This window comes from Enterobacter vonholyi (assembly GCF_040834095.1).
GTDB classification, from domain to species: Bacteria; Pseudomonadota; Gammaproteobacteria; order Enterobacterales; family Enterobacteriaceae; genus Enterobacter; species Enterobacter vonholyi.
The window spans coordinates 596,641-617,905 of the sequence record NZ_CP162152.1 but is presented as its reverse complement, the minus strand read 5'-3'; the positions used below and the strand labels follow the sequence as shown (position 1 = coordinate 617,905).

The following is a 21,265-nucleotide window of genomic DNA, read 5'->3' as shown; positions in this document are numbered from 1 at the left end:
CCTACAAAACCCTGAATCGTAGGCCGGGTAAGGCGCAGCCGCCACCCGGCACAACACACGGCGTTAGAAGGTTTCCCAGTTATCACCTGCGTCAGCGGTAACCGCTTTACGCGTCATCGCCGGTGCTGAAACGGTTTTCGCAGAAGCGAATTCGCGCGCTTTCATCTGCTCCTGCTGAATGCGGAATACCGCTACGGCCTGAGTCAGACGGCTTGCCTGCTCTTCAAGGGCGGCCGCCGCTGCGGCAGATTCCTCAACCAGCGAGGCGTTCTGCTGGGTCACGCGATCCATCTCTGCTACCGCCAGACCCACCTGGTCGATACCGCGGCTCTGCTCGTCAGACGCAGAGGCGATTTCACCCATGATGTCCGTGACGCGTGTTACCGCATTCACGATCTCACCCATGGTTTCACCGGCGCTTTCGACAAGCGTTGAGCCTACTTCCACGCGGCCCACGGAGTCTTCAATCAGGCTCTTGATCTCGCGTGCCGCCTGGGCGCTGCGCTGGGCCAGGTTACGTACTTCACCTGCCACCACCGCAAAACCACGGCCCTGCTCGCCCGCACGCGCCGCTTCTACCGCCGCGTTCAGTGCCAGAATGTTTGTCTGGAAGGCAATCCCGTCAATCACGCTGATAATGTCGGCGATTTTCTGCGAACTGCCCGCGATATCGCGCATGGTCTGCACCACGTTATCCACCACTTTGCCGCCTTTCTGCGCGGTTTCAGAGGCGCTCAGCGCAAGATGGCTTGCCTGACGAGCGTTCTCGGCGTTCTGCTTAACGGTCGCCGTCAGCTGTTCCATGCTGGCAGCGGTCTCTTCCAGGGAAGCGGCCTGCTGTTCAGTACGGGAGGAGAGGTCGTTGTTGCCCATCGCGATTTCACTCGCGCCGCTGTAGATAGCGTTCGCGCCGTTACGCACGTCGCCAACGGTACGCACCAGTTCGCCCTGCATATGACGCAGCGAGTCGGCCAGTTCACCCATCTCGTTGGTGCCCTGAACCTCAATGCGCTTCACCAGGTCGCCGCTGGCGATATGGCGAATGTTGTCGATCAGACGATTCAGCGGAGAGATCAGCGTCTGCTTGATGTTCAGCCAGACGGCCACGATAACCACCAGCACGGCAATCAGGACGCTAATCAGCACCCAGATAGCCTGGCTGTAGGAGCTGTTGCTGTCTTCGACCGCCGTCTGATACAGCTTGTCGTTCTGCTGCAGGTAGCTCACATACTGCTTCTCAAAACCGTCCTGATAGCTCTGGGTCGGCTGGTCGAAGAAGGCGTTGATTTTGCCCGCGCCCAGCAGCTGAATCAGCTCCGCCAGCGCGCCGTGGTAAATATCATAGTTACGCTTGATCTCCATGGCATCCGCATCGCTTTGACGCGGATCGCGCGGCAGGGCTTCATAGGCAGCCCAGTTTTTTTCCGCCTGTTTCAGAGACGAAGACGCGATTTGCATCAAATCGTTAACGGTCGCGCCGCTGCCGATATTGCTCTGATCCATCATATAGCGGATACCCGCACGGTTCAGGGTATTACGGGTTTGCAGCAATGCTACCCAGCTGGCGTTCAGCGTGGACTGTTGCTGGCGAATGGTTTGCAGGACGGTGAAATTCTCTTTGTCATTCTTAAGGGCATTAAAGAAAAGACCACCGGACGTGAGTTGTAAAAGGCCAAATATCGCTAAAACCAGCATTAAGCTGGTGACAATCTTGATACGGTTTAACATGTTTTCTCTTTCCTCAGACAGATACAGAATTTTCGGCCTGGAAAGGGAAAACTTTACGAAAATCATCCTGGAATTTGTGGTTTTTACTCTTCTTCCCGCGCTGCGTTATGCCGGTTTCCGAGTTCAATAAACTCTTCCAGCAGCGCCGTCAGCTGTTTCATCTTCTCCGGCGTGTATTCCGCCTCGATCTGCTGATACGCCTCTTCGACCTGCGCCTGGGCGTGTTCATACAGCGCATTTCCCTCTTTGGTCAGCGATACGTACAGCTTGCGCTGGTCGTTCACCGGCTTCAAGCGCAGCACCAGGCCGTCGCGCTCCATCCGCGTCAGGATGCCGGTCAGGCTCGGGCGCAAAATACAGGTGCGAAACGCCAGATCGTGAAAATCCATCGACGGATGTTCAGCCAGCACGCGCACAATGCGCCACTGCTGCTCGGTCAGGTTATGGCGCTTCACGATTGGGCGGAAATAGGACATCGCCGCTTCCCGCGCCTGCAGCAGCGCGATGGTTAATGAATCATGCATAGCGTCTCCCCTTCACATCATTAACAAGTAAACAATCACTAAAAGATGTTTTTATAAACAACGCGTTTTCCGTCAAAAAGTCTAACAGAAACCCGTCAATTTTATTAACCCTATGATTTAAATATTAATAAAGTCCAACATGTAAATTTATTGTTATTCATATCACAAATTTTTCACTTCTGATTGCGAAATAAACAGCAAAAGCATAAAACCAGATCATTAACATATTAATGAAATCCAAACCGGACATCCGGCCTGAGGAGTATGTAAATGAAAGGTACCGTTTTTGCCGTCGCCCTCAACCATCAAAGCCAGCGTGAAGCCTGGCGTGAGGCCTTTGAAAAAGCCCCCTACAACACGCCGCCGAAAACAGCGGTGTGGTTTATCAAACCGCATAACACGGTGATCCGCGCGGGCGAGCCGATCCCCTTCCCGCAGGGTGAAACGGTGCTGAGCGGCGCGACGGTGGCGCTGGTCGTGGGCAAAACCGCCAGCAAGGTGCGCGTGGAGGACGCCGCGGAATACATTGCGGGATACGCGCTCGCCAACGAGGTGAGCCTGCCGGAAGAGAGCTTCTACCGCCCTGCCATCAAGGCGAAATGCCGTGACGGATTTTGCCCGCTCGGTGAGATGGTCGCCGTTGGTAACGTGGATAACCTGACCATCATCACCGAGATCAACGGCCGCGAAGCGGACCACTGGAACACGGCCGACCTTCAGCGTACCGCAGCCGAACTGCTGAGCGCCCTGAGCGAGTTCGCTACCCTCAATCCCGGCGATGCGATATTGCTCGGTACCCCGCAAAGCCGCGTTGAGATCCGTCCGGGCGATCGCGTGCGTATTCTGGCGGCAGGCTTTCCGACGCTGGAAAACCCGGTGGTAGATGAACGCGACGTCGCTCACACGCACCGCACGCCGCCGCACGCCACGCTGTTTGCCCTCGGTCTGAACTATGCCGACCACGCCAGCGAGCTGGACTTCAAGCCGCCCACCGAGCCGCTGGTATTTATCAAAGCGCCAAACACCTTCAACGGCGACGGCCAGACGTCGGTGCGCCCGAACAATATCGAGTACATGCACTATGAAGCGGAGCTGGTGGTGGTCATCGGCAAAACCGCGCGTAAGGTGAGCGAAGCCGAGGCGATGGACTATGTTGCGGGCTACACGGTCTGCAACGACTACGCCATCCGCGACTACCTGGAAAACTACTACCGCCCGAACCTGCGGGTAAAAAGCCGCGACGGGCTGACCCCCATTTCCCCAAACGTCGTGCCAAAAGAAGCCATTCCCGACCCGCACAACCTCGCCCTGCGCACCTTCGTCAACGGCGAGCTGCGTCAGGAAGGCACCACGGCGGATCTGATCTTCAGCATCCCGTACCTGATCGCCTACCTGAGCGACTTTATGACCCTGCAGCCGGGCGACATGATTGCCACCGGCACGCCGAAGGGGCTCTCCGACGTGGTGCCGGGCGATGAGGTGGTGGTGGAAGTGGAAGGCGTGGGACGCCTGGTGAACCGAATTGTGAGTGAGGAGACGGCAAAATGAAAAAGATTAACCACTGGATCAACGGTAAAAACGTCGCGGGCAGCGACTACTTCCACACCACTAACCCGGCCTCCGGCGAGGTCCTGGCAGAAGTGGCCTCAGGCGGCGAAGCCGAAATCCATCAGGCCGTTGCCGCCGCCAAGGAGGCGTTTCCGAAGTGGGCCAACCTGCCGATGAAGGAGCGCGCGCGCCTGATGCGTCGTCTGGGCGATCTGATCGACCAGAACGTGCCGGAGATCGCCGCCATGGAAACCGCCGATACTGGGCTGCCGATCCACCAGACCAAAAACGTGCTAATTCCGCGCGCCTCGCACAACTTCGAATTTTTCGCCGAGGTGTGCCAGCAGATGAACGGCAAAACCTACCCGGTCGACGACAAGATGCTCAACTACACCCTGGTGCAGCCGGTGGGCGTCTGCGCGCTGGTGTCGCCGTGGAACGTGCCGTTCATGACCGCCACCTGGAAGGTCGCGCCGTGCCTCGCCTTAGGTAATACAGCGGTGCTGAAGATGTCCGAGCTCTCCCCGCTGACCGCCGACCGTCTGGGCGAGCTGGCCCTCGAAGCGGGTATTCCGGCGGGCGTGCTCAACGTGGTGCAGGGCTACGGCGCGACGGCAGGCGATGCGCTGGTGCGGCATCACGACGTGCGCGCGGTCTCCTTCACCGGCGGCACCGCCACCGGGCGCAACATCATGAAAAACGCCGGGCTGAAGAAGTACTCCATGGAGCTGGGCGGCAAATCCCCGGTACTGATTTTTGAAGACGCGGATATCGAGCGCGCGCTGGACGCCGCCCTGTTCACCATCTTCTCCATCAACGGCGAGCGCTGCACCGCGGGCTCGCGCATCTTTATCCAACAGAGCATCTACCCGGAATTCGTCAAGCGCTTCGCCGAGCGCGCCAACCGCCTGCGCGTGGGCGACCCGACCGATCCGAGCACCCAGATTGGCGCGCTGATTAGCCAGCAGCACTGGGAAAAAGTCTCCGGCTATATCCGCCTCGGCATTGAAGAGGGTGCAACCCTGCTGGCGGGCGGCCCGGACAAACCGACCGACCTGCCTGCGCACCTGAAGGGCGGCAACTTCCTGCGCCCGACCGTGCTGGCGGACGTCGACAACCGCATGCGCGTGGCGCAGGAGGAGATCTTCGGGCCGGTGGCCTGCCTGCTGCCGTTCAAGGACGAAGCGGAAGGGCTGCGCCTGGCCAACGACGTGGAGTACGGCCTGGCGTCGTACATCTGGACCCAGGACGTCAGCAAGGTACTGCGCCTGGCGCGCAATATCGAAGCGGGCATGGTGTTCGTCAACACCCAGAACGTGCGCGACCTGCGCCAGCCGTTTGGCGGCGTGAAGGCCTCCGGCACCGGCCGCGAGGGCGGCGAGTACAGCTTCGAGGTATTCGCGGAGATGAAGAACGTCTGCATCTCCATGGGCGACCATCCGATTCCAAAGTGGGGGATCTGAAAATGGGCAAATTAGCGCTAGCGGCAAAAATCACCCACGTGCCGTCGATGTATCTCTCCGAGCTGCCGGGCAAAAACCACGGCTGCCGCCAGGGCGCTATCGATGGGCATAAAGAAATTAGCAAGCGCTGCCGGGAGCTGGGCGTCGATACCATTATCGTCTTCGACACCCACTGGCTGGTGAACAGCGCCTACCACATCAACTGTGCGGACCATTTTTCGGGCGTCTACACCAGCAACGAGCTGCCGCACTTTATCCGCGACATGACCTACGACTACGACGGCAATCCGGAACTCGGTCAGCTCATCGCCGACGAGGCGGTGAAGCTTGGCGTGCGCGCCAAAGCGCACAACATTCCGAGCCTCAAGCTGGAGTACGGCACGCTGGTGCCAATGCGCTACATGAACGCGGATAAGCACTTCAAGGTGGTCTCCATCTCGGCGTTTTGCACGGTTCACGACTTCGCCGACAGCCGCAGGCTGGGCGAGGCCATCGTCAGCGCCATTGAAAAATACGACGGCACCGTGGCGGTGCTCGCCAGCGGCTCGCTGTCGCACCGCTTTATCGACGACCAGCGCGCGGAAGAAGGGATGAACAGCTACACCCGGGAGTTCGACCGTCAGATGGACGAGCGCGTGGTGAAGCTGTGGCGTGAGGGTCAGTTTAAAGAATTCTGCAGCATGCTGCCGGAGTACGCCAACTACTGCTACGGCGAGGGCAACATGCACGACACGGTGATGCTGCTGGGGATGCTCGGCTGGGACAAATACGACGGCAAGGTGGAGTTTCTCACCGAGCTGTTCGCCAGCTCCGGAACCGGCCAGGTCAACGCCGTTTTCCCGCTGCCCGCCTAAGGAGCCACCATGCCGCACTTTATTGCTGAATGTACCGAGAACATCCGCGAGCAGGCCGACCTGCCGGGGCTGTTCGCCAAAGTGAACGAGGCACTCGCCGCCACGGGCATCTTCCCTATCGGCGGTATCCGCAGCCGCGCCCACTGGCTGGACACCTGGCAGATGGCCGACGGCAGGCACGATTACGCCTTTGTGCATATGACGCTGAAAATCGGCGCCGGGCGCAGCCTGGAGAGCCGGGAAGCCGTGGGGGAGATGCTGTTTGGCCTTATCAAAGCGCACTTCGCGGAGCTGATGGCGAGCCGCTACCTGGCGCTGTCGTTCGAGCTTGACGAGCTGCACCCGACCCTTAATTACAAACAGAACAACGTGCACGCGCTGTTTAAGTAATACCGGCACGGTCAGTCCCCTCTCCCACAGGGAGAGGGTGAAAACAAAGATAAAACAGGATATCGCCATGCTCGACAAACATACCCATACCCTGATCGCCCATCGTCTGCATCAGGCGGAACAGTCCCGGGAGCAGATCCGCGCGATCTCGCTGGACTACCCGGAGATTACCATTGAAGACGCCTACGCCGTTCAGCGCGAATGGGTCAGCCTGAAGATTGCCGAAGGCCGCGTGCTGAAGGGCCACAAGATCGGCCTGACGTCCAAAGCGATGCAGGCCAGCTCGCAGATCAGCGAGCCGGACTACGGCGCGCTGCTGGACGACATGTTCTTCCACGACGGCAGCGACATCCCGGTCGACCGCTTCATCGTCCCGCGCATTGAAGTGGAGCTAGCCTTCGTGCTGGCAAAACCGCTGCGCGGCCCGAACTGCACTATCTTCGACGTCTACAACGCCACGGACTACGTCATCCCCGCGCTGGAGCTGATCGACGCCCGCTGCCACAACGTCGACCCGGAGACCCAGCGTCCGCGCAAGGTCTTCGACACCATCTCCGATAACGCCGCCAACGCGGGCGTGATCCTCGGCGGCCGTCCGATTAAGCCCGACGAGCTGGACCTGCGCTGGATCTCCGCCCTGCTCTACCGCAACGGCGTGATCGAAGAGACCGGCGTGGCCGCAGGCGTGCTTAACCACCCGGCGAACGGCGTGGCGTGGCTGGCGAACAGGCTGGCGCCGTACGACGTGCAGCTTGAGCCCGGCCAGATTATTCTCGGCGGCTCGTTTACCCGCCCGGTGCCCGCCAGCAGGGGCGACACCTTCCACGTCGACTACGGCAGCATGGGCTCCATCAGCTGCCGCTTTGTCTAGGAGAGCACGATGCAAAACGCATTCAAAGCGGCGCTGCAGGCGGGCCGTCCGCAAATCGGTTTATGGCTGGGGCTGACCAGCAGCTACAGCGCCGAGCTGCTGGCCGGGGCAGGCTTCGACTGGCTGCTGATCGACGGCGAGCACGCGCCGAACAGCGTGCAGACCGTCTTAACCCAGCTGCAGGCTATCGCCCCTTATCCCAGCCAGCCGGTGGTCCGGCCATCGTGGAACGACCCGGTGCAGATCAAACAGCTGCTGGACGTGGGTGCGCAAACCCTGCTGGTGCCGATGGTGCAAAACGCCGACGAAGCGCGGCTGGCGGTACGTGCCACCCGCTACCCGCCTGCGGGCATTCGCGGGGTGGGCAGCGCCCTGGCGCGCGCGTCGCGCTGGAACCGCATTCCCGATTACCTGCAGCAGGCCAACGACGCCATGTGCGTGCTGGTGCAGATTGAAACCCGCGAGGCGCTGAAAAACCTGCCGGAAATCCTGGACGTGGAAGGCGTCGACGGCGTGTTTATCGGCCCTGCGGATCTCAGCGCAGACATGGGCTTTGCAGGCAATCCGCAGCACCCGGAGGTGCAGGCCGCCATCGAGCAGGCGATTGCGCAGATACGCGCCGCCGGTAAAGCACCCGGCATCCTGATGGCGAACGAGCCGCTGGCAAAACGCTATCTTGAGCTCGGCGCGCTGTTTGTTGCCGTCGGGGTCGACACTACCCTGCTTGCCCGCGGCGCGGAAGCGCTGGCGGCACGCTTTATCGAAAAACCGGTTACGTCAGTTCATAACAATAAATCCGTCTACTAAACGTAAGATCTGGAGCGCACCATGACGACCTCTACCCTGCAAGCCCATGATAATAAAGCTGTTGAACACCGCGTCATTCACAAGCTGTTCCGTCGCCTGATCGTTTTTCTTTTTATCCTGTTTGTCTTCTCGTTTCTCGATCGCATCAACATCGGCTTCGCCGGGCTGACGATGGGTAAAGATCTTGGCCTCACGTCAACCATGTTTGGCCTGGCCGCGACGCTGTTTTACGTCACCTACGTGCTGTGCGGCATTCCGAGCAACATCATGCTGGCGAAGATCGGCGCACGCCGCTGGATCGCCGGGATCATGGTGGTGTGGGGTATTGCCTCCACCTGCACCATGTTCGCCACCAGCCCCGAAACCCTCTACGTCCTGCGCATGCTGGTGGGCATTGCCGAAGCCGGTTTCCTGCCGGGTATTCTGGTCTACCTCACCTGGTGGTTCCCGGCCTATCACCGCGCCCGCGCCAACGCGCTGTTTATGATCGCCATGCCGGTAACAATGATGCTCGGCTCGATCCTCTCCGGGTACATTCTGGCGATGGACGGACTGTGGAACCTCAAGGGCTGGCAGTGGCTATTCCTGCTGGAAGGGCTGCCGTCGGTGGTGCTCGGCGTAGTGACCTGGTTTTACCTCAACGACACGCCGGACCAGGCCACCTGGCTGGATGAGGACGAAAAGCAGGCGCTCAAAACGATGATCGCCCGCGAGCAGGAGGTTGCGATTGCCCAATCCGTCACGCCGCGTTCGACGCTGCGCGAGGTGCTGACCCCGGCGGTGCTGCTCTACACGCTGGCCTACTTCTGCCTGACCAATACGCTGAGTGCAATCAACATCTGGACGCCGCAGATCCTGCAAAGCTTCAACATGGGAAGCAGCAATATCGTCATCGGCCTGCTGGCAGCGATCCCGCAGTTTTGCACCATCCTCGGGATGATCTGGTGGAGCCGCCGCTCCGACAGGCTGAAAGAGCGAAAAAAGCACACCATCCTGCCGTACCTGTTCGCCGCGGCGGGATGGATGCTGGCCTCCGCGACGGATCACAGCCTGATCCAGCTGCTTGGCATCATCATGGCCTCAACCGGATCGTTTACCGCCATGGCGATATTCTGGACCACGCCGGATCGGGTTATTAGCCTGCAGTCCCGCGCGGTGGCGCTGGCGGTGATCAACGCCATCGGCAACGTCGGTTCCGCCGTCAGCCCGCTGCTGATCGGGATCCTGCGCGACGCGACCGGCAGCTTCAGCTCGGGGCTGTGGTTTGTGGCCGGGCTGCTGGTGGTCGGCGCGCTGGTGCTGACGCGCATCCCGATGACGCAGCGCGAAAGCCTTGAACGCGAGCCGGGCATCGCGGCGCAGAAGATCCACTAGGAAGCCGTTATGTGCCAGAGCCCCATTACCAACATCGATATCAGCAAGGAGTACGACGAAAGTCTGGGCACCGACGATGTGCACTACCAGTCGTTTGCCCGCATGGCGGCCTTTTTTGGCCGCGACATGCAGGCGCATCGTCACGACCAGTACTTTCAGATGCACTTTCTCGATACCGGGCAGATTGAGCTCCAGCTCGACGATCACCGCTATTCGGTGCAGGCCCCGCTGTTCGTCCTCACGCCGCCGTCGGTGCCGCACGCGTTTATCACCGAATCCGACAGCGACGGACACGTTCTGACGGTCCGTGAGGATCTGATCTGGCCGCTGCTGGAGGTGCTCTACCCCGGCACGCGGGAGGCGTTTGGCCTGCCGGGGCTCTGCCTCTCGCTGGCGGATAAGCCGGACGAGCTGGCGGCGCTGAAGCACTACTGGCAGCTGATTGCCCGGGAATCCACGGAACAGCTGCCCGGGCGCGGGCATACCCTGGTCCTGCTGGCGCAGGCGGTGTTTACCCTGCTGCTGCGCAACGCGAAGCTCGACGACCACGCTTCGGGCGGCATGCGCGGCGAGCTGAAGCTGTTCCAGCGCTTTACCCAGCTGATCGACACCCACTACCACCAGCACTGGACGGTGCCGGAATACGCCAGCGAGCTGCACCTGACCGAATCCCGTCTGACCGATATCTGCCGCCGCTTCGCCAACCGTCCGCCAAAACGGCTGATCTTCGACCGCCAGCTGCGGGAGGCCAGGCGCCTGCTGCTCTTCTCCGACAGCACGGTCAGCGAAATTGCCTGGCAGCTGGGGTTCAAAGATCCGGCCTATTTCGCCCGCTTTTTTAACCGCATAGTGGGATGCTCGCCCAGCGCGTATCGGGCTCAGAAAGTACCGGTTTCCCCTCACCCCGGCCCTCTCTCCAAAGGAGAGAGGGTGTAATTGTTCCCTCTCCCCAAAGGGGAGAGGGTTAGGGTGAGGGGACAACGATCACAAATCCCAATCCCACCCGAAAAGTACCCGTCGTTGTCCCAATCGTCCCTTCACGTTACGCCCCTCTCAGGCTTCAATTAAACAACAAAAACAAAACATAAATTTAACAACACTATTCCGATACGAGGTCCCTATGAAGCCTGAAGAGTTCCGCGCAGACGCCAAACGCCCGTTAACCGGTGAAGAGTATTTAAAAAGCCTGCAGGACGGTCGTGAGATTTATATCTACGGCGAGCGCGTCAAAGACGTCACTACCCATCCGGCGTTTCGCAATGCGGCGGCCTCCATCGCGCAGATGTACGACGCGCTGCACAAGCCGGACATGCAGGACACGCTGTGCTGGGGCACCGACACCGGCAGCGGCGGCTACACCCACAAGTTCTTCCGCGTGGCGAAAAGCGCCGACGACCTGCGCCAGCAGCGTGACGCCATCGCCGAGTGGTCGCGCCTGAGCTACGGCTGGATGGGCCGCACGCCGGACTACAAAGCCGCTTTCGGCTGCGCGCTCGGCGCTAACCCGGCCTTCTACGGCCAGTTCGAACAGAACGCCCGGAACTGGTACACCCGCATTCAGGAAACCGGCCTGTACTTCAACCACGCCATCGTTAACCCGCCGATCGACCGCCACAAGCCGGCGGACGAGGTAAAAGACGTTTACATCAAGCTGGAGAAAGAGACCGACGCCGGGATTATCGTCAGCGGCGCGAAAGTGGTAGCCACCAACTCGGCGCTGACCCACTACAACATGATCGGCTTCGGCTCCGCGCAGGTGATGGGCGAAAACCCGGACTTCGCGCTGATGTTCGTCGCGCCGATGGATGCCGAGGGCGTGAAGCTGATCTCCCGCGCCTCTTACGAGATGGTGGCAGGCGCGACCGGCTCCCCTTACGACTACCCGCTCTCCAGCCGCTTTGACGAGAACGACGCGATCCTGGTGATGGATCACGTGCTTATCCCGTGGGAAAACGTACTGATCTACCGCGATTTCGACCGCTGCCGTCGCTGGACGATGGAAGGCGGTTTCGCCCGCATGTACCCGCTGCAGGCCTGCGTGCGCCTGGCGGTGAAGCTCGACTTCATCACCGCCCTGCTGAAGAAATCCTTGGAGTGCACCGGTACCCTGGAGTTCCGCGGCGTGCAGGCAGATCTCGGCGAAGTGGTGGCCTGGCGCAACATGTTCTGGGCGCTGAGCGACTCCATGTGTTCCGAAGCCACCCCGTGGGTCAACGGCGCGTATCTGCCGGATCACGCCGCGCTGCAAACCTACCGCGTGATGGCGCCGATGGCCTACGCCAAAATCAAGAACATCATCGAGCGTAACGTGACGTCCGGCCTGATTTACCTGCCGTCCAGCGCCCGGGATCTGAACAATCCGCAGATCGACCAGTATCTGGCGAAATACGTGCGCGGCTCCAACGGCATGGATCACGTTGAACGTATCAAGATTTTGAAACTGATGTGGGACGCCATCGGCAGCGAGTTCGGCGGTCGTCACGAGCTGTACGAAATTAACTACTCCGGCAGCCAGGATGAAATTCGCCTGCAGTGTCTGCGCCAGGCGCAGAGCTCCGGCAACATGGACAAGATGATGGCGATGGTCGACCGCTGCATGTCCGAATACGACCAGCACGGCTGGACCGTACCGCACCTGCACAACAACAGCGATATCAACATGCTCGACAAGCTGCTGAAATAGCGCAGCGGGAGGTTGCAATGCATTCAGATGAACAACGCCTGCGTTTTCGCGACGCAATGAGTAGCCTGTCGGCGGCGGTAAACGTGGTCACCACCGAGGGCGAGGCGGGCCGCTGCGGCATTACCGCCACCGCCGTCTGTTCGGTCACGGACACCCCGCCGTCGGTCATGGTGTGCATCAACGCCAACAGCGCCATGAACCCGGTATTCCAGGGCAACGGCAGGCTGTGCGTTAACGTGCTGAACCACGAGCAGGAGATCATGGCTCGCCATTTCGCCGGGATGACCGGTATGACGATGGAAGAGCGCTTTGCACTCTCCTGCTGGCAGAAAGGGCCGCTGGCGCAGCCTGTGCTCAAGGGTGCGCTCGCCAGCCTTGAAGGTGAGATTAGCCAGGTGCAAACCATCGGCACGCATCTTGTCTACCTTGTTGAAGTTAAAAACATTATCCTGAGTGACGCGGGACACGGCCTGATCTACTTCAGGCGCCGTTTCCACCCGGTCATGCTGGAGGCAGAAGCCGCCTTGTGATGCCCCCTCGCGCTGGCCTTTTTTTCCGGCCAGCGCCGCTTTCTACAAAAACTCCTAAGGTTTCCCCTAAATCACGCCGTTATATAGCCATAAGAGAAATTTTCTGCGACTGAATACTGACACTACCTGTCAGTGCATCCGCATCATTCAGCGCATACCTAAATATACAGGATGACCTTATGGCTAAAACGACGCGTAGCCGCTCGGCTGAACGTCTGGTCGATATTCTGGTTGAGCTACATTTAAACGGTGTGGTAAACCGCAGTGCGCTAATGGAGAAATTTAAAATTACCGAGCGTACCGTCTACCGGGATTTAAATGCCCTCTCTCCCATTGTTGAACATTTCGGTAACGGGCTATATCGGCTGATCCATTCTGCACAATCGCCCGGCGGACAAGGCTTACATCACACCCTTGCTAACTTCCTGAATGCTGACAGCTTTTTCCCTGAAAGAAATACGGAATTCTGGCAGAAGCTTGAAACGCGCGTTGACGAAAACCATATTCTTATTCTTGGCAATGAAGCAGAACACACGGTAGAGCGTGATATTCGCCGTCATTTAACGAAAATCGAGAAATCGATTAAAAACCATAATGTTTGTCAGATCGTTTATAAGGGTAAAACCCGTCTGATTAATCCCTATAAACTCATTAACAAAAAAAATATATGGTATTTACAAGCCACCGAAAATAGCCGACTGAAATCCTTCTCCTTGAGCCAGATTAGCTGGTTTGATATTCAGAAAACGACCTTCACTCCTGAAGAAAACGTTCTTGAGCTGCTGGAGAAAAGCCTCGACCCCTGGGTATCTGAAGATACTTTCGCAGTGAAAATATTTATTAAAGATAATATTTCACATTACTTCCTGCGCCGCGATCTTCTGCCGGAACAGGAGCTGCTGGAGGAGCAACAGGGCGGCGTCACGCTGCGCTGCCAGGCGGCACACGAGAACCAGATCCTGCCGCTGCTGTTCTACTGGCTCCCCCATATTCAGATACTGGAACCGAGCTGGCTGAAGGAGAAGCTCATCAGAACGCTGGAGAACTATCTGGCAGTGGAACGCAACCCGAATAATCAAGTGATCTCAATCACATAATTTCGCCCACTGGCGGCGAGCCGAAACCGCTCGTCGCCGCCTTTGACCGCTCACCCGGCACTTTCAACCACTCATTCATTTACCGTCCTTTACGCGCGCGTTGATCTGGCACGATCGCTCCAGCATTAATCAATACCTCCTCACAACGAACCCTGACCCTTTTTTCTTTACATAAAAAACCAGGTCTTACTATGGATACTAAAAAACTACTGAAGCACGTGCCCTGGGCCTTACTCGGGATCCTCGGCGCTTTTTGTCTGGCGGTTGTCGCATTACGCCGGGGCGAACACGTAAGCGCCCTGTGGATCGTGGTCGCGTCCGTTTCCGTCTATCTTGTGGCTTATCGCTACTACAGCTTATACATCGCGCAGAAGGTCATGAAGCTCGACCCGACGCGCGCCACGCCGGCGGTCATTAACAATGACGGCCTGAACTACGTGCCAACCAACCGCTACGTGCTGTTTGGTCACCACTTTGCCGCTATCGCCGGGGCAGGCCCGCTGGTCGGCCCGGTACTGGCCGCGCAGATGGGCTACCTGCCGGGTACGCTCTGGCTGCTCGCTGGCGTGGTGCTGGCGGGTGCGGTGCAGGACTTTATGGTGCTGTTTATCTCTTCTCGCCGTAACGGCGCCTCTCTGGGTGAGATGGTCAAAGAAGAGATGGGCCGCGTGCCGGGGACTATCGCCCTGTTCGGCTGCTTCCTGATTATGATCATCATCCTCGCGGTGCTGGCCCTGATCGTGGTGAAAGCCCTGGCCGAAAGCCCGTGGGGCGTCTTCACCGTCTGCTCTACCGTGCCGATTGCGCTGTTCATGGGGATCTACATGCGCTTCCTGCGTCCGGGACGCGTAGGTGAGGTGTCGGTCATTGGTATCGTGCTGCTGGTGGCCTCTATCTACTTCGGCGGCGTCATCGCGCACGACCCGTACTGGGGCCCGGCGCTGACCTTCAAGGACACCACCATCACCTTCGCGCTGATTGGCTATGCGTTTATCTCCGCGCTGCTGCCGGTCTGGCTGATTCTGGCCCCGCGCGACTACCTGGCGACCTTCCTGAAAATCGGCGTGATCGTCGGGCTGGCAATCGGGATTGTGATCATCAACCCTGAACTGAAAATGCCGGCGGTGACCCAGTACATCGACGGTACCGGTCCGCTGTGGAAAGGCGCCCTGTTCCCGTTCCTGTTCATCACCATCGCCTGCGGTGCGGTCTCCGGCTTCCACGCCCTGATCTCCTCCGGTACCACGCCTAAGCTGCTGGCAAACGAGAAAGACGCACGCCTCATCGGCTACGGCGCCATGCTGATGGAGTCCTTCGTGGCGATCATGGCGCTGGTTGCCGCGTCTATCATCGAACCGGGTCTGTACTTCGCGATGAACACCCCTCCGGCGGGTCTCGGTATTACCATGCCGAACCTGCACGAGATGGGCGGCGACAACGCGGCGCTGATTATGGCGCAGCTGAAAGACGCCAGCGCACACGCGGCTGCGACCGTCAGCTCCTGGGGCTTCGTGATTTCGCCTGAGCAGATCATGCAGACCGCGAAGGACATCGGCGAACCGTCCGTGCTGAACCGCGCCGGTGGCGCACCGACGCTGGCTGTCGGTATCGCACACGTGTTCCACAAAGTGCTGCCGTGGGCGGACATGGGCTTCTGGTACCACTTCGGTATTCTGTTCGAAGCGCTGTTCATCCTCACCGCGCTGGACGCCGGTACCCGTGCGGGCCGCTTCATGCTGCAGGATCTGCTGGGTAACTTCGTGCCGTTCCTGAAGAAAACCGACTCTCTGGTAGCAGGCATTCTGGGTACGGCGGGCTGCGTCGGCCTGTGGGGCTACCTGCTGTATCAGGGCGTTGTCGACCCGCTCGGCGGCGTGAAGAGCCTGTGGCCGCTGTTCGGTATCTCTAACCAGATGCTGGCGGCTGTAGCTCTGGTGCTCGGTACCGTTGTCCTCGTGAAGATGAAACGCACCAAATACATCTGGGTCACCGTGGTCCCTGCGCTGTGGCTGCTGCTCTGCACCACCTGGGCGCTTGGCCTGAAGCTGTTCAGCGCCAACCCGCAGCTGGAAGGCTTCTTCTTCATGGCTAACCAGTACAAAGAGAAGATTGCCGCAGGCGGCGCGGATCTGACCGCCCAGCAGATTGCCAACATGAACCATATCGTGGTGAACAACTACACCAACGCGGGTCTGAGCATTCTGTTCCTGGTGGTGGTGTACAGCATCATCTTCTATGGCATCAAAACCTGGCTGAAAGTGCGTAACGCCGACGGCCGTACGGACAAAGAAACCCCGTACGTGCCGGTGCCTGAAGGCGGCGTGAAGACCTCTTCACACCATTAATCCAGCATGTCACTCCAGGCCCGGATCGCTGCGCGCCACCGGGCTTTTTCTTATCAGGACCCGTTATGTTTGGTAACTTAGGCGAAGCAAAAAAATACCTCGGTCAGGCGGCGAAAATGCTGATTGGCATTCCGGACTATGACAACTACGTTGAGCATATGAAGACCAACCATCCGGATAAGCCGTACATGACCTACACTGAATTCTTCCGCGAGCGTCAGGAAGCGCGCTACGGCGGAAGTGGAGAAGGCGGCGTCCGCTGCTGCTAAAGGAGAGACCATGACCCCGATTGCCGTTACCCTGCTGACCGGTTTCCTCGGCGCCGGTAAAACCACCCTGCTGCGCCACATTCTGAACGAGCAGCACGGCTTCAAAATCGCCGTCATCGAAAACGAATTTGGCGAAGTCTCCGTAGACGACCAGCTGATTGGCGATCGCGCCACGCAGATCAAAACCCTGACCAACGGCTGCATCTGCTGCACCCGCTCTAACGAATTAGAAGATGCCCTGCTGGACCTGCTCGACAGCCGCGATCGCGGGGAAATCGACTTTGACCGCCTGGTGATCGAGTGCACCGGCATGGCCGATCCCGGCCCGATTATTCAGACCTTTTTCTCCCATGAGATCCTTTGTCAGCGCTATCTGCTGGACGGCGTGATTGCCCTGGTTGATGCGGTCCACGCCGACGAACAGATGAACCAGTTCACCATCGCCCAGTCTCAGGTGGGCTACGCCGACCGCATCCTGCTGACCAAAACCGACGTGGCGGGCGAAAGCGAAAAGCTTCGCGAGCGCCTGACCCGCATTAACTCCCGCGCGCCGATTTACACGGTGACGCACGGCGATATCGACCTGTCCCAGCTGTTCAACACCAACGGCTTTATGCTGGAGGAGAACGTCACCGCGAAACCGCGCTTCCACTTTATGGGAGACAAGCAAAACGACGTGGCGTCGATTGTGGTGGAGCTGGATTATCCGGTGGATATCAGCGAGGTCTCCCGCGTGATGGAGAACCTGCTGCTGTCGTTTGCCGACAGGCTGCTGCGCTACAAAGGAATGCTGTGGATTGACGGCGAACCCAACCGCCTGCTGTTCCAGGGCGTGCAGCGCCTGTACAGCGCCGACTGGGACCGCCCGTGGGGCGATGAAGCGCCGCACAGCGTGATGGTGTTTATCGGCATACAACTGCCGGAGGAAGAAATTCGGGCGGCGTTTGCGGGTCTGAAGAAATAACCGCATCGAACATCCCCTCTCCCCTATGGGGAGAGGGCTAGGGTGAAGGGTAAGCCCTGGTATTATTTCACCGCCTCCGGAAGCGTCACAATCCACAGCTCGCTGTCCGACTCCGGCTTCTTCAGCGGCTTCACGCTGAGCGTGGTTTCCACCGGTTTATCATCCAGCGTCAGCTTGCCTTCCGCGTTCACCCGATAATCCTTGAGCTTCTTGCCCTCGACCGGGTTTTGCATCGCTACCTTTACGCCAAAGTCGTTATCGTTCGCCACCGCAAGCGTTTTGCTGTCGATCAGCGCCAGCCCTTCGGCCTTCTCCTGCTGCCAGCCCAACGCGCGCAAATCGACGACCTGCGTTTTAGCCGCAAGGGTAATGCCGCGCTGCGCCAGGGTTTTCTCATCATCAAACTCAGGGTACTCGCCCGGCTTGTCGAAGGCGGAAAGGTCGCTCGCCTTGCTGAGATCCACCTTGTAAATCAGGTTACGCATTCCGTCGTTTTTATCGCTTCCCTGCTCAATCAGCAGGATGTGCTGGTCATCAAGCGCCACGATATCGCCGATTTTGGCGTCGCTGTTTTTGTCGTAGGCCGCGCTGTCGATGGGGTAACCGTACATTGCGGTTTTGCCGGTTGCCGGATCGAAGCTCACCAGACGCGTAAACAGCCCCTGCTTTTTGCTCTTACCGTCGATGTCCAGCGTGCTCTGCACGGCGGCGATAATGCGTCCGTCCGGCATCCGGGTCAGGCCTTCAAAGCCCCGGTTCGGCTGGCGCCATTTGATGATGTTTGGCAGGCCGCCCGCGATGGATTTCTCCCCTTCCGCGGCCTGCGGCCCGTGGATCGCCAAGATCTTCCCTTTGCTGTCGACGTTAATCAGGAACGGACCATATTCGTCGCACAGCCAGTAGCCGCCTTTTCCGTCCGGGGTGATGCCTTCTGTGTCCAGGCCACGGTTGTCACCCCTGAGCGTCTTTAAGGTATCGCTGAACGCCACTTCATTGGTGGAACCAATCACGCCGCTTTGCAGCGGCAGACCGTTAATCTCGCCTTTATCATCATGCAGCGGGCGGGCATCAACCGCCTCCGCTTTGCCGTTCTGGACGCGGATGGTCATCAGCAGCGGCGCGAAATCAGGCGTGACAAATATTTTGGCTTCGTTTTTACCCATTTTTGGCGCATCGGCGTTGGGACCGCGATCGGTCACGGTCGCAAAGGTCAGGGCATCGCCCTGCTTGCCCGTAAACAGCAGGCCGGAGCCGATTCCCACAGGGAGTCCGTTCGGAAACGCATCGGCAAACGCGCCGCTGTAGCTCACGTGGGAGCCTTCAGGGAAGCTGACGACATAGCGCTCAGCAGTGGGCTGCGCCGCGAGGCCAGAGAAAGAGAGCGCACAGCCGATAAGCACAGGAATAATTTTTCTTTTCATATTGTTAGTGTCCAGGAAGTGAAGCCAACAACGTAAAGAAGGAACGTGTCAGAAAAATGACATGGCGGAAAGCGACCTGGCGTTGCGGGACGTATAACCACCTCCAGAAATGTAAACCTGTGTCTTAATCTGTGACAACTGAAACACTTTTGGAAATTATTAGAAACTCAATTAATTCAACACGAACTACATTCTCCGGCTCGTTCAGCGTACGTTTAATCAAAACCCTGAACCATCCCTAAACGCGAATGCATTACGTATTGACTCCTTGCCGGCTCAACATTCAACCAACATTTAAAATTCAAAAACCCAACAAAATCAGCTTAAAAACTCGACAAACATCACATTTGCAGTGATAAACAGCTCTTGTTAAGGTGCCCTCAGATTAATTTGATGAAGAGGAAAAACTCATGAAAAAGCTCAACGTTCTCCTTCTTTCCGCTCTGACCGCCGTATCAGGCTCCGCACTGGCCATGGGCGGCAGCATTGAGCAGGGTAAGAACTTCACTAACCTGAACGTCGAAATGGGTAAATCAACCTCTGGTCTGTACACCGAAGGTAGCTGGCTGAAAAACACCGACGACGGCACCACGACCGGTGGCGTGGGTGCAGGCTACAACTTCGAGGTCGGCCCGGTGATGCTGAACGCAGGCGCTAAGGCCCTCTACGTTGGCCCGAAGAAAGGCGATAACGGCGTGGCGTTCCCGGTCGGCGGCGGTGTGAACGTTGCCCTGACCGACAGCATCAGGGTATTCGGTGAAGGCTACGTTGCTCCAGACGGCCTGAACAACAGCGTGAAAAACTACGTTGAAGCGAACGGCGGCGTAAGCTGGACGCCAGTGAAGCCGGTGACGCTGAAGGTGGGTTATCGTCACGTGAGCGTTGATGGCAAAGACGGTCGTCCAAACCACACGCTGGTAGACGGCGCTTACTTCGGCGGCGGCGTGAGCTTCTAATCCACCTGATAAATAAAAAACCTGCCATTCGGCAGGTTTTTTATTACTACGTTACTTACGCACCACCACCAGCTTCTGGTTCACAAATTCTTTAATCCCCAGATCCGACAGCTCGCGTCCGTAACCGGAGCGCTTCACGCCGCCGAACGGCAGCTCTGGCGCGGTATCGGTGAGCCAGTTGATGTACACCATCCCCGTCTCGATACGCGACGCCATCTTCTTCGCGCGCTCGATATCCTGGCTGAATACCGCCCCGCCCAGGCCGTAGTGGGAGTCGTTCGCCAGCGCGACCGCCTCTTCGTCGTTTTTCACCACGTACATCTGCGCCACCGGGCCGAAGAACTCTTCGAAGTACGCCGGGTTGTCGCGCGAGATGTTCGTCAGGATCGTCGGTTCAAAAAAGCTGCCGTCGCGCTGCACCGGCTTGCCGCCATAGTGCAGCGTCGCGCCGTTTTTCACCGCCTCGTTAACCTGTTTGGTCAACGTTTCTAGCGCATCTTTCGACGACAGCGGCCCCAGCGTAGTGCTTTCGTCCAGCGGATCGCCAATCTTCACCTGCTTAAACGCCTCGGTGAATTTGCTCAGGAAAGCGTCGGCGATCTTTTCATGCAGGATAAAGCGCTTCGCCGCGGTACAGACCTGCCCGGCGTTGTTGAGCCGCGCATTCACGCCAATCTTGACGGCTTTGTCCAGGTCCGCATCGTCCAGCACCACGAATACGTCGTTACCGCCCAGCTCAAGCGTGGATTTCTTAATGTGCTTCGCCGCCTGTGCGGCCACCACGCTACCGGCTTTTTCGGAGCCGGTTAATGCGGCACCCTGCACGCGATCGTCGGCAATGATGTTCGCCACCTGCTCGGACGAGATAAACAGGTTGGTCCATGCACCTTCCGGCGCGCCCGCCTCGCGGACCAGATGGACAAAGGTTTCGGCGCAGTGCGGCACGATGCTGGCATGCTTGGCGATCACCGGGTTACCCGCCGCCAGATTTGGCGCCAGAACGCGCATCAGCTGGTAATACGGGAAGTTCCACGGCTCAACGGCCATCAGCACGCCGATGGGATGATGCTCCACCCACGCTTCCCCGAGTTCGGATTGATACTTCACCGGGGCCAGAAACTTCTTCGCGTTGTCGGCGTAGTAGCGGGCGATCTGCGCGCACAGCTTCACCTCGCCGCGGCTCTGTTCGATGAGCTTACCCATCTCCTGGCTGGCGATTTTCGCCAGATCCTCGGTGCGCTCGTCGATCAGGTCGGCAAGCTTATGCAGCACCGGCAGACGCTGGCTGATGTCGCCTTTCGCCCAGTCCGAATGGTAAAGCGCATCGGCCGCCTTCAGCGCCGCTTCGATATCCGCGTCGGTATGCGAGGGGTATTCTTTGATGAGCTGGTTAGTGGCAGGGTTTACTGTCTGATAAGCCATGTCGAATCTCCTTGTTTTA

The 21,265-nt window shown here is 58.7% G+C and carries 19 protein-coding genes; 15 read left to right on the top strand and 4 right to left on the bottom strand.

Annotated features, from left to right (window positions below; translation table 11 throughout):
• Positions 1-63 precede the first annotated feature (63 nt).
• Together tsr and hpaR are read right to left on the bottom strand one after the other, a co-directional pair.
• Positions 64-1,728 (bottom strand): methyl-accepting chemotaxis protein, encoded by a 1,665-nt coding sequence (tsr, locus tag AB3N39_RS02895; protein ID WP_133293732.1) that lies wholly within the window; start codon positions 1,726-1,728, stop codon positions 64-66.
• 83 nt (positions 1,729-1,811) lie between these two features.
• Positions 1,812-2,252, bottom strand: coding sequence for a homoprotocatechuate degradation operon regulator HpaR (gene hpaR / locus AB3N39_RS02890; protein WP_023334396.1), 441 nt, complete (start codon positions 2,250-2,252; stop codon positions 1,812-1,814).
• A 270-nt stretch (positions 2,253-2,522) separates the two neighbouring features.
• On the opposite strand from hpaR, the gene hpaG reads away from it, so the two are divergent.
• The 14 genes from hpaG to yjiA all read left to right on the top strand — a co-directional run bounded on the left by hpaG (position 2,523) and on the right by yjiA (position 17,447).
• Entirely contained in the window at positions 2,523-3,800 is a 1,278-nt protein-coding gene (gene hpaG, locus AB3N39_RS02885; RefSeq protein ID WP_248175333.1) for a 4-hydroxyphenylacetate degradation bifunctional isomerase/decarboxylase, read from the top strand.
• Positions 3,797-5,263, top strand: coding sequence for a 5-carboxymethyl-2-hydroxymuconate semialdehyde dehydrogenase (gene hpaE / locus AB3N39_RS02880; RefSeq protein ID WP_367897061.1), 1,467 nt, complete (start codon positions 3,797-3,799; stop codon positions 5,261-5,263). Before hpaG ends, hpaE begins: the two co-directional genes overlap by 4 nt.
• 2 nt (positions 5,264-5,265) lie before the next feature.
• Positions 5,266-6,117, top strand: coding sequence for a 3,4-dihydroxyphenylacetate 2,3-dioxygenase (gene hpaD, locus AB3N39_RS02875; RefSeq protein ID WP_115876535.1), 852 nt, complete (start codon positions 5,266-5,268; stop codon positions 6,115-6,117).
• A 9-nt stretch (positions 6,118-6,126) separates the two neighbouring features.
• Positions 6,127-6,507, top strand: coding sequence for a 5-carboxymethyl-2-hydroxymuconate Delta-isomerase (locus tag AB3N39_RS02870; RefSeq protein ID WP_133293728.1), 381 nt, complete (start codon positions 6,127-6,129; stop codon positions 6,505-6,507).
• Positions 6,508-6,574: 67 nt separating this feature from the next.
• On the top strand, positions 6,575-7,378 hold the full coding sequence (gene hpaH, locus AB3N39_RS02865; RefSeq protein ID WP_133293727.1) for a 2-oxo-hept-4-ene-1,7-dioate hydratase: 804 nt from the start codon (positions 6,575-6,577) through the stop codon (positions 7,376-7,378).
• A gap of 9 nt (positions 7,379-7,387) precedes the next feature.
• Complete coding sequence (gene hpaI / locus AB3N39_RS02860; protein ID WP_367897060.1) at positions 7,388-8,185, top strand: 4-hydroxy-2-oxoheptanedioate aldolase; 798 nt, start codon at positions 7,388-7,390, stop codon at positions 8,183-8,185.
• A gap of 21 nt (positions 8,186-8,206) precedes the next feature.
• Positions 8,207-9,559 (top strand): 4-hydroxyphenylacetate permease, encoded by a 1,353-nt coding sequence (gene hpaX / locus AB3N39_RS02855; protein ID WP_325849481.1) that lies wholly within the window; start codon positions 8,207-8,209, stop codon positions 9,557-9,559.
• 9 nt (positions 9,560-9,568) lie between these two features.
• Positions 9,569-10,495, top strand: coding sequence for a 4-hydroxyphenylacetate catabolism regulatory protein HpaA (hpaA, locus tag AB3N39_RS02850; RefSeq protein WP_367897059.1), 927 nt, complete (start codon positions 9,569-9,571; stop codon positions 10,493-10,495).
• 184 nt (positions 10,496-10,679) lie between these two features.
• Complete coding sequence (gene hpaB / locus AB3N39_RS02845; protein ID WP_008501307.1) at positions 10,680-12,242, top strand: 4-hydroxyphenylacetate 3-monooxygenase, oxygenase component; 1,563 nt, start codon at positions 10,680-10,682, stop codon at positions 12,240-12,242.
• Between the two features lie 17 nt (positions 12,243-12,259).
• Entirely contained in the window at positions 12,260-12,772 is a 513-nt protein-coding gene (locus AB3N39_RS02840; RefSeq protein ID WP_111964122.1) for a 4-hydroxyphenylacetate 3-monooxygenase reductase subunit, read from the top strand.
• 179 nt (positions 12,773-12,951) lie between these two features.
• Positions 12,952-13,869 carry a YafY family protein gene (locus tag AB3N39_RS02835; RefSeq protein ID WP_115876541.1) on the top strand — a complete coding sequence of 306 codons (918 nt, stop codon included), beginning with the start codon at positions 12,952-12,954 and terminating at the stop codon, positions 13,867-13,869.
• A gap of 191 nt (positions 13,870-14,060) precedes the next feature.
• A complete protein-coding gene (locus tag AB3N39_RS02830; protein ID WP_111964124.1) occupies positions 14,061-16,214 on the top strand; it encodes a carbon starvation CstA family protein in 2,154 nt (717 codons plus the stop codon).
• Positions 16,215-16,279: 65 nt separating this feature from the next.
• Positions 16,280-16,483, top strand: coding sequence for a YbdD/YjiX family protein (locus AB3N39_RS02825; protein ID WP_003856610.1), 204 nt, complete (start codon positions 16,280-16,282; stop codon positions 16,481-16,483).
• Between the two features lie 10 nt (positions 16,484-16,493).
• A complete protein-coding gene (gene yjiA / locus AB3N39_RS02820; protein WP_115876542.1) occupies positions 16,494-17,447 on the top strand; it encodes a GTPase in 954 nt (317 codons plus the stop codon).
• 62 nt (positions 17,448-17,509) lie between these two features.
• On the opposite strand, the gene AB3N39_RS02815 is transcribed toward yjiA, so the two are convergent.
• A complete protein-coding gene (locus tag AB3N39_RS02815) occupies positions 17,510-18,868 on the bottom strand; it encodes an esterase-like activity of phytase family protein (protein ID WP_367897058.1) in 1,359 nt (452 codons plus the stop codon).
• 410 nt (positions 18,869-19,278) lie between these two features.
• Between AB3N39_RS02815 and AB3N39_RS02810 the strand changes: the two genes are divergently transcribed.
• Positions 19,279-19,824 (top strand): YfaZ family outer membrane protein, encoded by a 546-nt coding sequence (locus AB3N39_RS02810; RefSeq protein ID WP_133293723.1) that lies wholly within the window; start codon positions 19,279-19,281, stop codon positions 19,822-19,824.
• A 51-nt stretch (positions 19,825-19,875) separates the two neighbouring features.
• Here the strand turns inward: AB3N39_RS02810 and AB3N39_RS02805 are convergent, their stop codons facing one another.
• Complete coding sequence (locus AB3N39_RS02805; RefSeq protein WP_367897057.1) at positions 19,876-21,246, bottom strand: NAD-dependent succinate-semialdehyde dehydrogenase; 1,371 nt, start codon at positions 21,244-21,246, stop codon at positions 19,876-19,878.
• Positions 21,247-21,265: the final 19 nt, after the last annotated feature.

Bases quoted from the DNA above. Each gene is read 5' to 3' on its own strand.
- AB3N39_RS02825 (WP_003856610.1), top strand. From the start codon at position 16,280: ATGTTTGGTAACTTAGGCGAAGCAAAAAAATACCTCGGTCAGGCGGCG.
- tsr (WP_133293732.1), bottom strand. From the start codon at position 1,728: ATGTTAAACCGTATCAAGATTGTCACCAGCTTAATGCTGGTTTTAGCG.
- hpaB (WP_008501307.1), top strand. From the start codon at position 10,680: ATGAAGCCTGAAGAGTTCCGCGCAGACGCCAAACGCCCGTTAACCGGT.
- AB3N39_RS02810 (WP_133293723.1), top strand. From the start codon at position 19,279: ATGAAAAAGCTCAACGTTCTCCTTCTTTCCGCTCTGACCGCCGTATCA.
- yjiA (WP_115876542.1), top strand. From the start codon at position 16,494: ATGACCCCGATTGCCGTTACCCTGCTGACCGGTTTCCTCGGCGCCGGT.
- hpaA (WP_367897059.1), top strand. From the start codon at position 9,569: ATGTGCCAGAGCCCCATTACCAACATCGATATCAGCAAGGAGTACGAC.
- AB3N39_RS02830 (WP_111964124.1), top strand. From the start codon at position 14,061: ATGGATACTAAAAAACTACTGAAGCACGTGCCCTGGGCCTTACTCGGG.
- hpaG (WP_248175333.1), top strand. From the start codon at position 2,523: ATGAAAGGTACCGTTTTTGCCGTCGCCCTCAACCATCAAAGCCAGCGT.
- hpaX (WP_325849481.1), top strand. From the start codon at position 8,207: ATGACGACCTCTACCCTGCAAGCCCATGATAATAAAGCTGTTGAACAC.
- AB3N39_RS02870 (WP_133293728.1), top strand. From the start codon at position 6,127: ATGCCGCACTTTATTGCTGAATGTACCGAGAACATCCGCGAGCAGGCC.
- AB3N39_RS02815 (WP_367897058.1), bottom strand. From the start codon at position 18,868: ATGAAAAGAAAAATTATTCCTGTGCTTATCGGCTGTGCGCTCTCTTTC.
- hpaH (WP_133293727.1), top strand. From the start codon at position 6,575: ATGCTCGACAAACATACCCATACCCTGATCGCCCATCGTCTGCATCAG.
- AB3N39_RS02840 (WP_111964122.1), top strand. From the start codon at position 12,260: ATGCATTCAGATGAACAACGCCTGCGTTTTCGCGACGCAATGAGTAGC.
- hpaR (WP_023334396.1), bottom strand. From the start codon at position 2,252: ATGCATGATTCATTAACCATCGCGCTGCTGCAGGCGCGGGAAGCGGCG.
- hpaE (WP_367897061.1), top strand. From the start codon at position 3,797: ATGAAAAAGATTAACCACTGGATCAACGGTAAAAACGTCGCGGGCAGC.
- AB3N39_RS02805 (WP_367897057.1), bottom strand. From the start codon at position 21,246: ATGGCTTATCAGACAGTAAACCCTGCCACTAACCAGCTCATCAAAGAA.
- AB3N39_RS02835 (WP_115876541.1), top strand. From the start codon at position 12,952: ATGGCTAAAACGACGCGTAGCCGCTCGGCTGAACGTCTGGTCGATATT.
- hpaI (WP_367897060.1), top strand. From the start codon at position 7,388: ATGCAAAACGCATTCAAAGCGGCGCTGCAGGCGGGCCGTCCGCAAATC.
- hpaD (WP_115876535.1), top strand. From the start codon at position 5,266: ATGGGCAAATTAGCGCTAGCGGCAAAAATCACCCACGTGCCGTCGATG.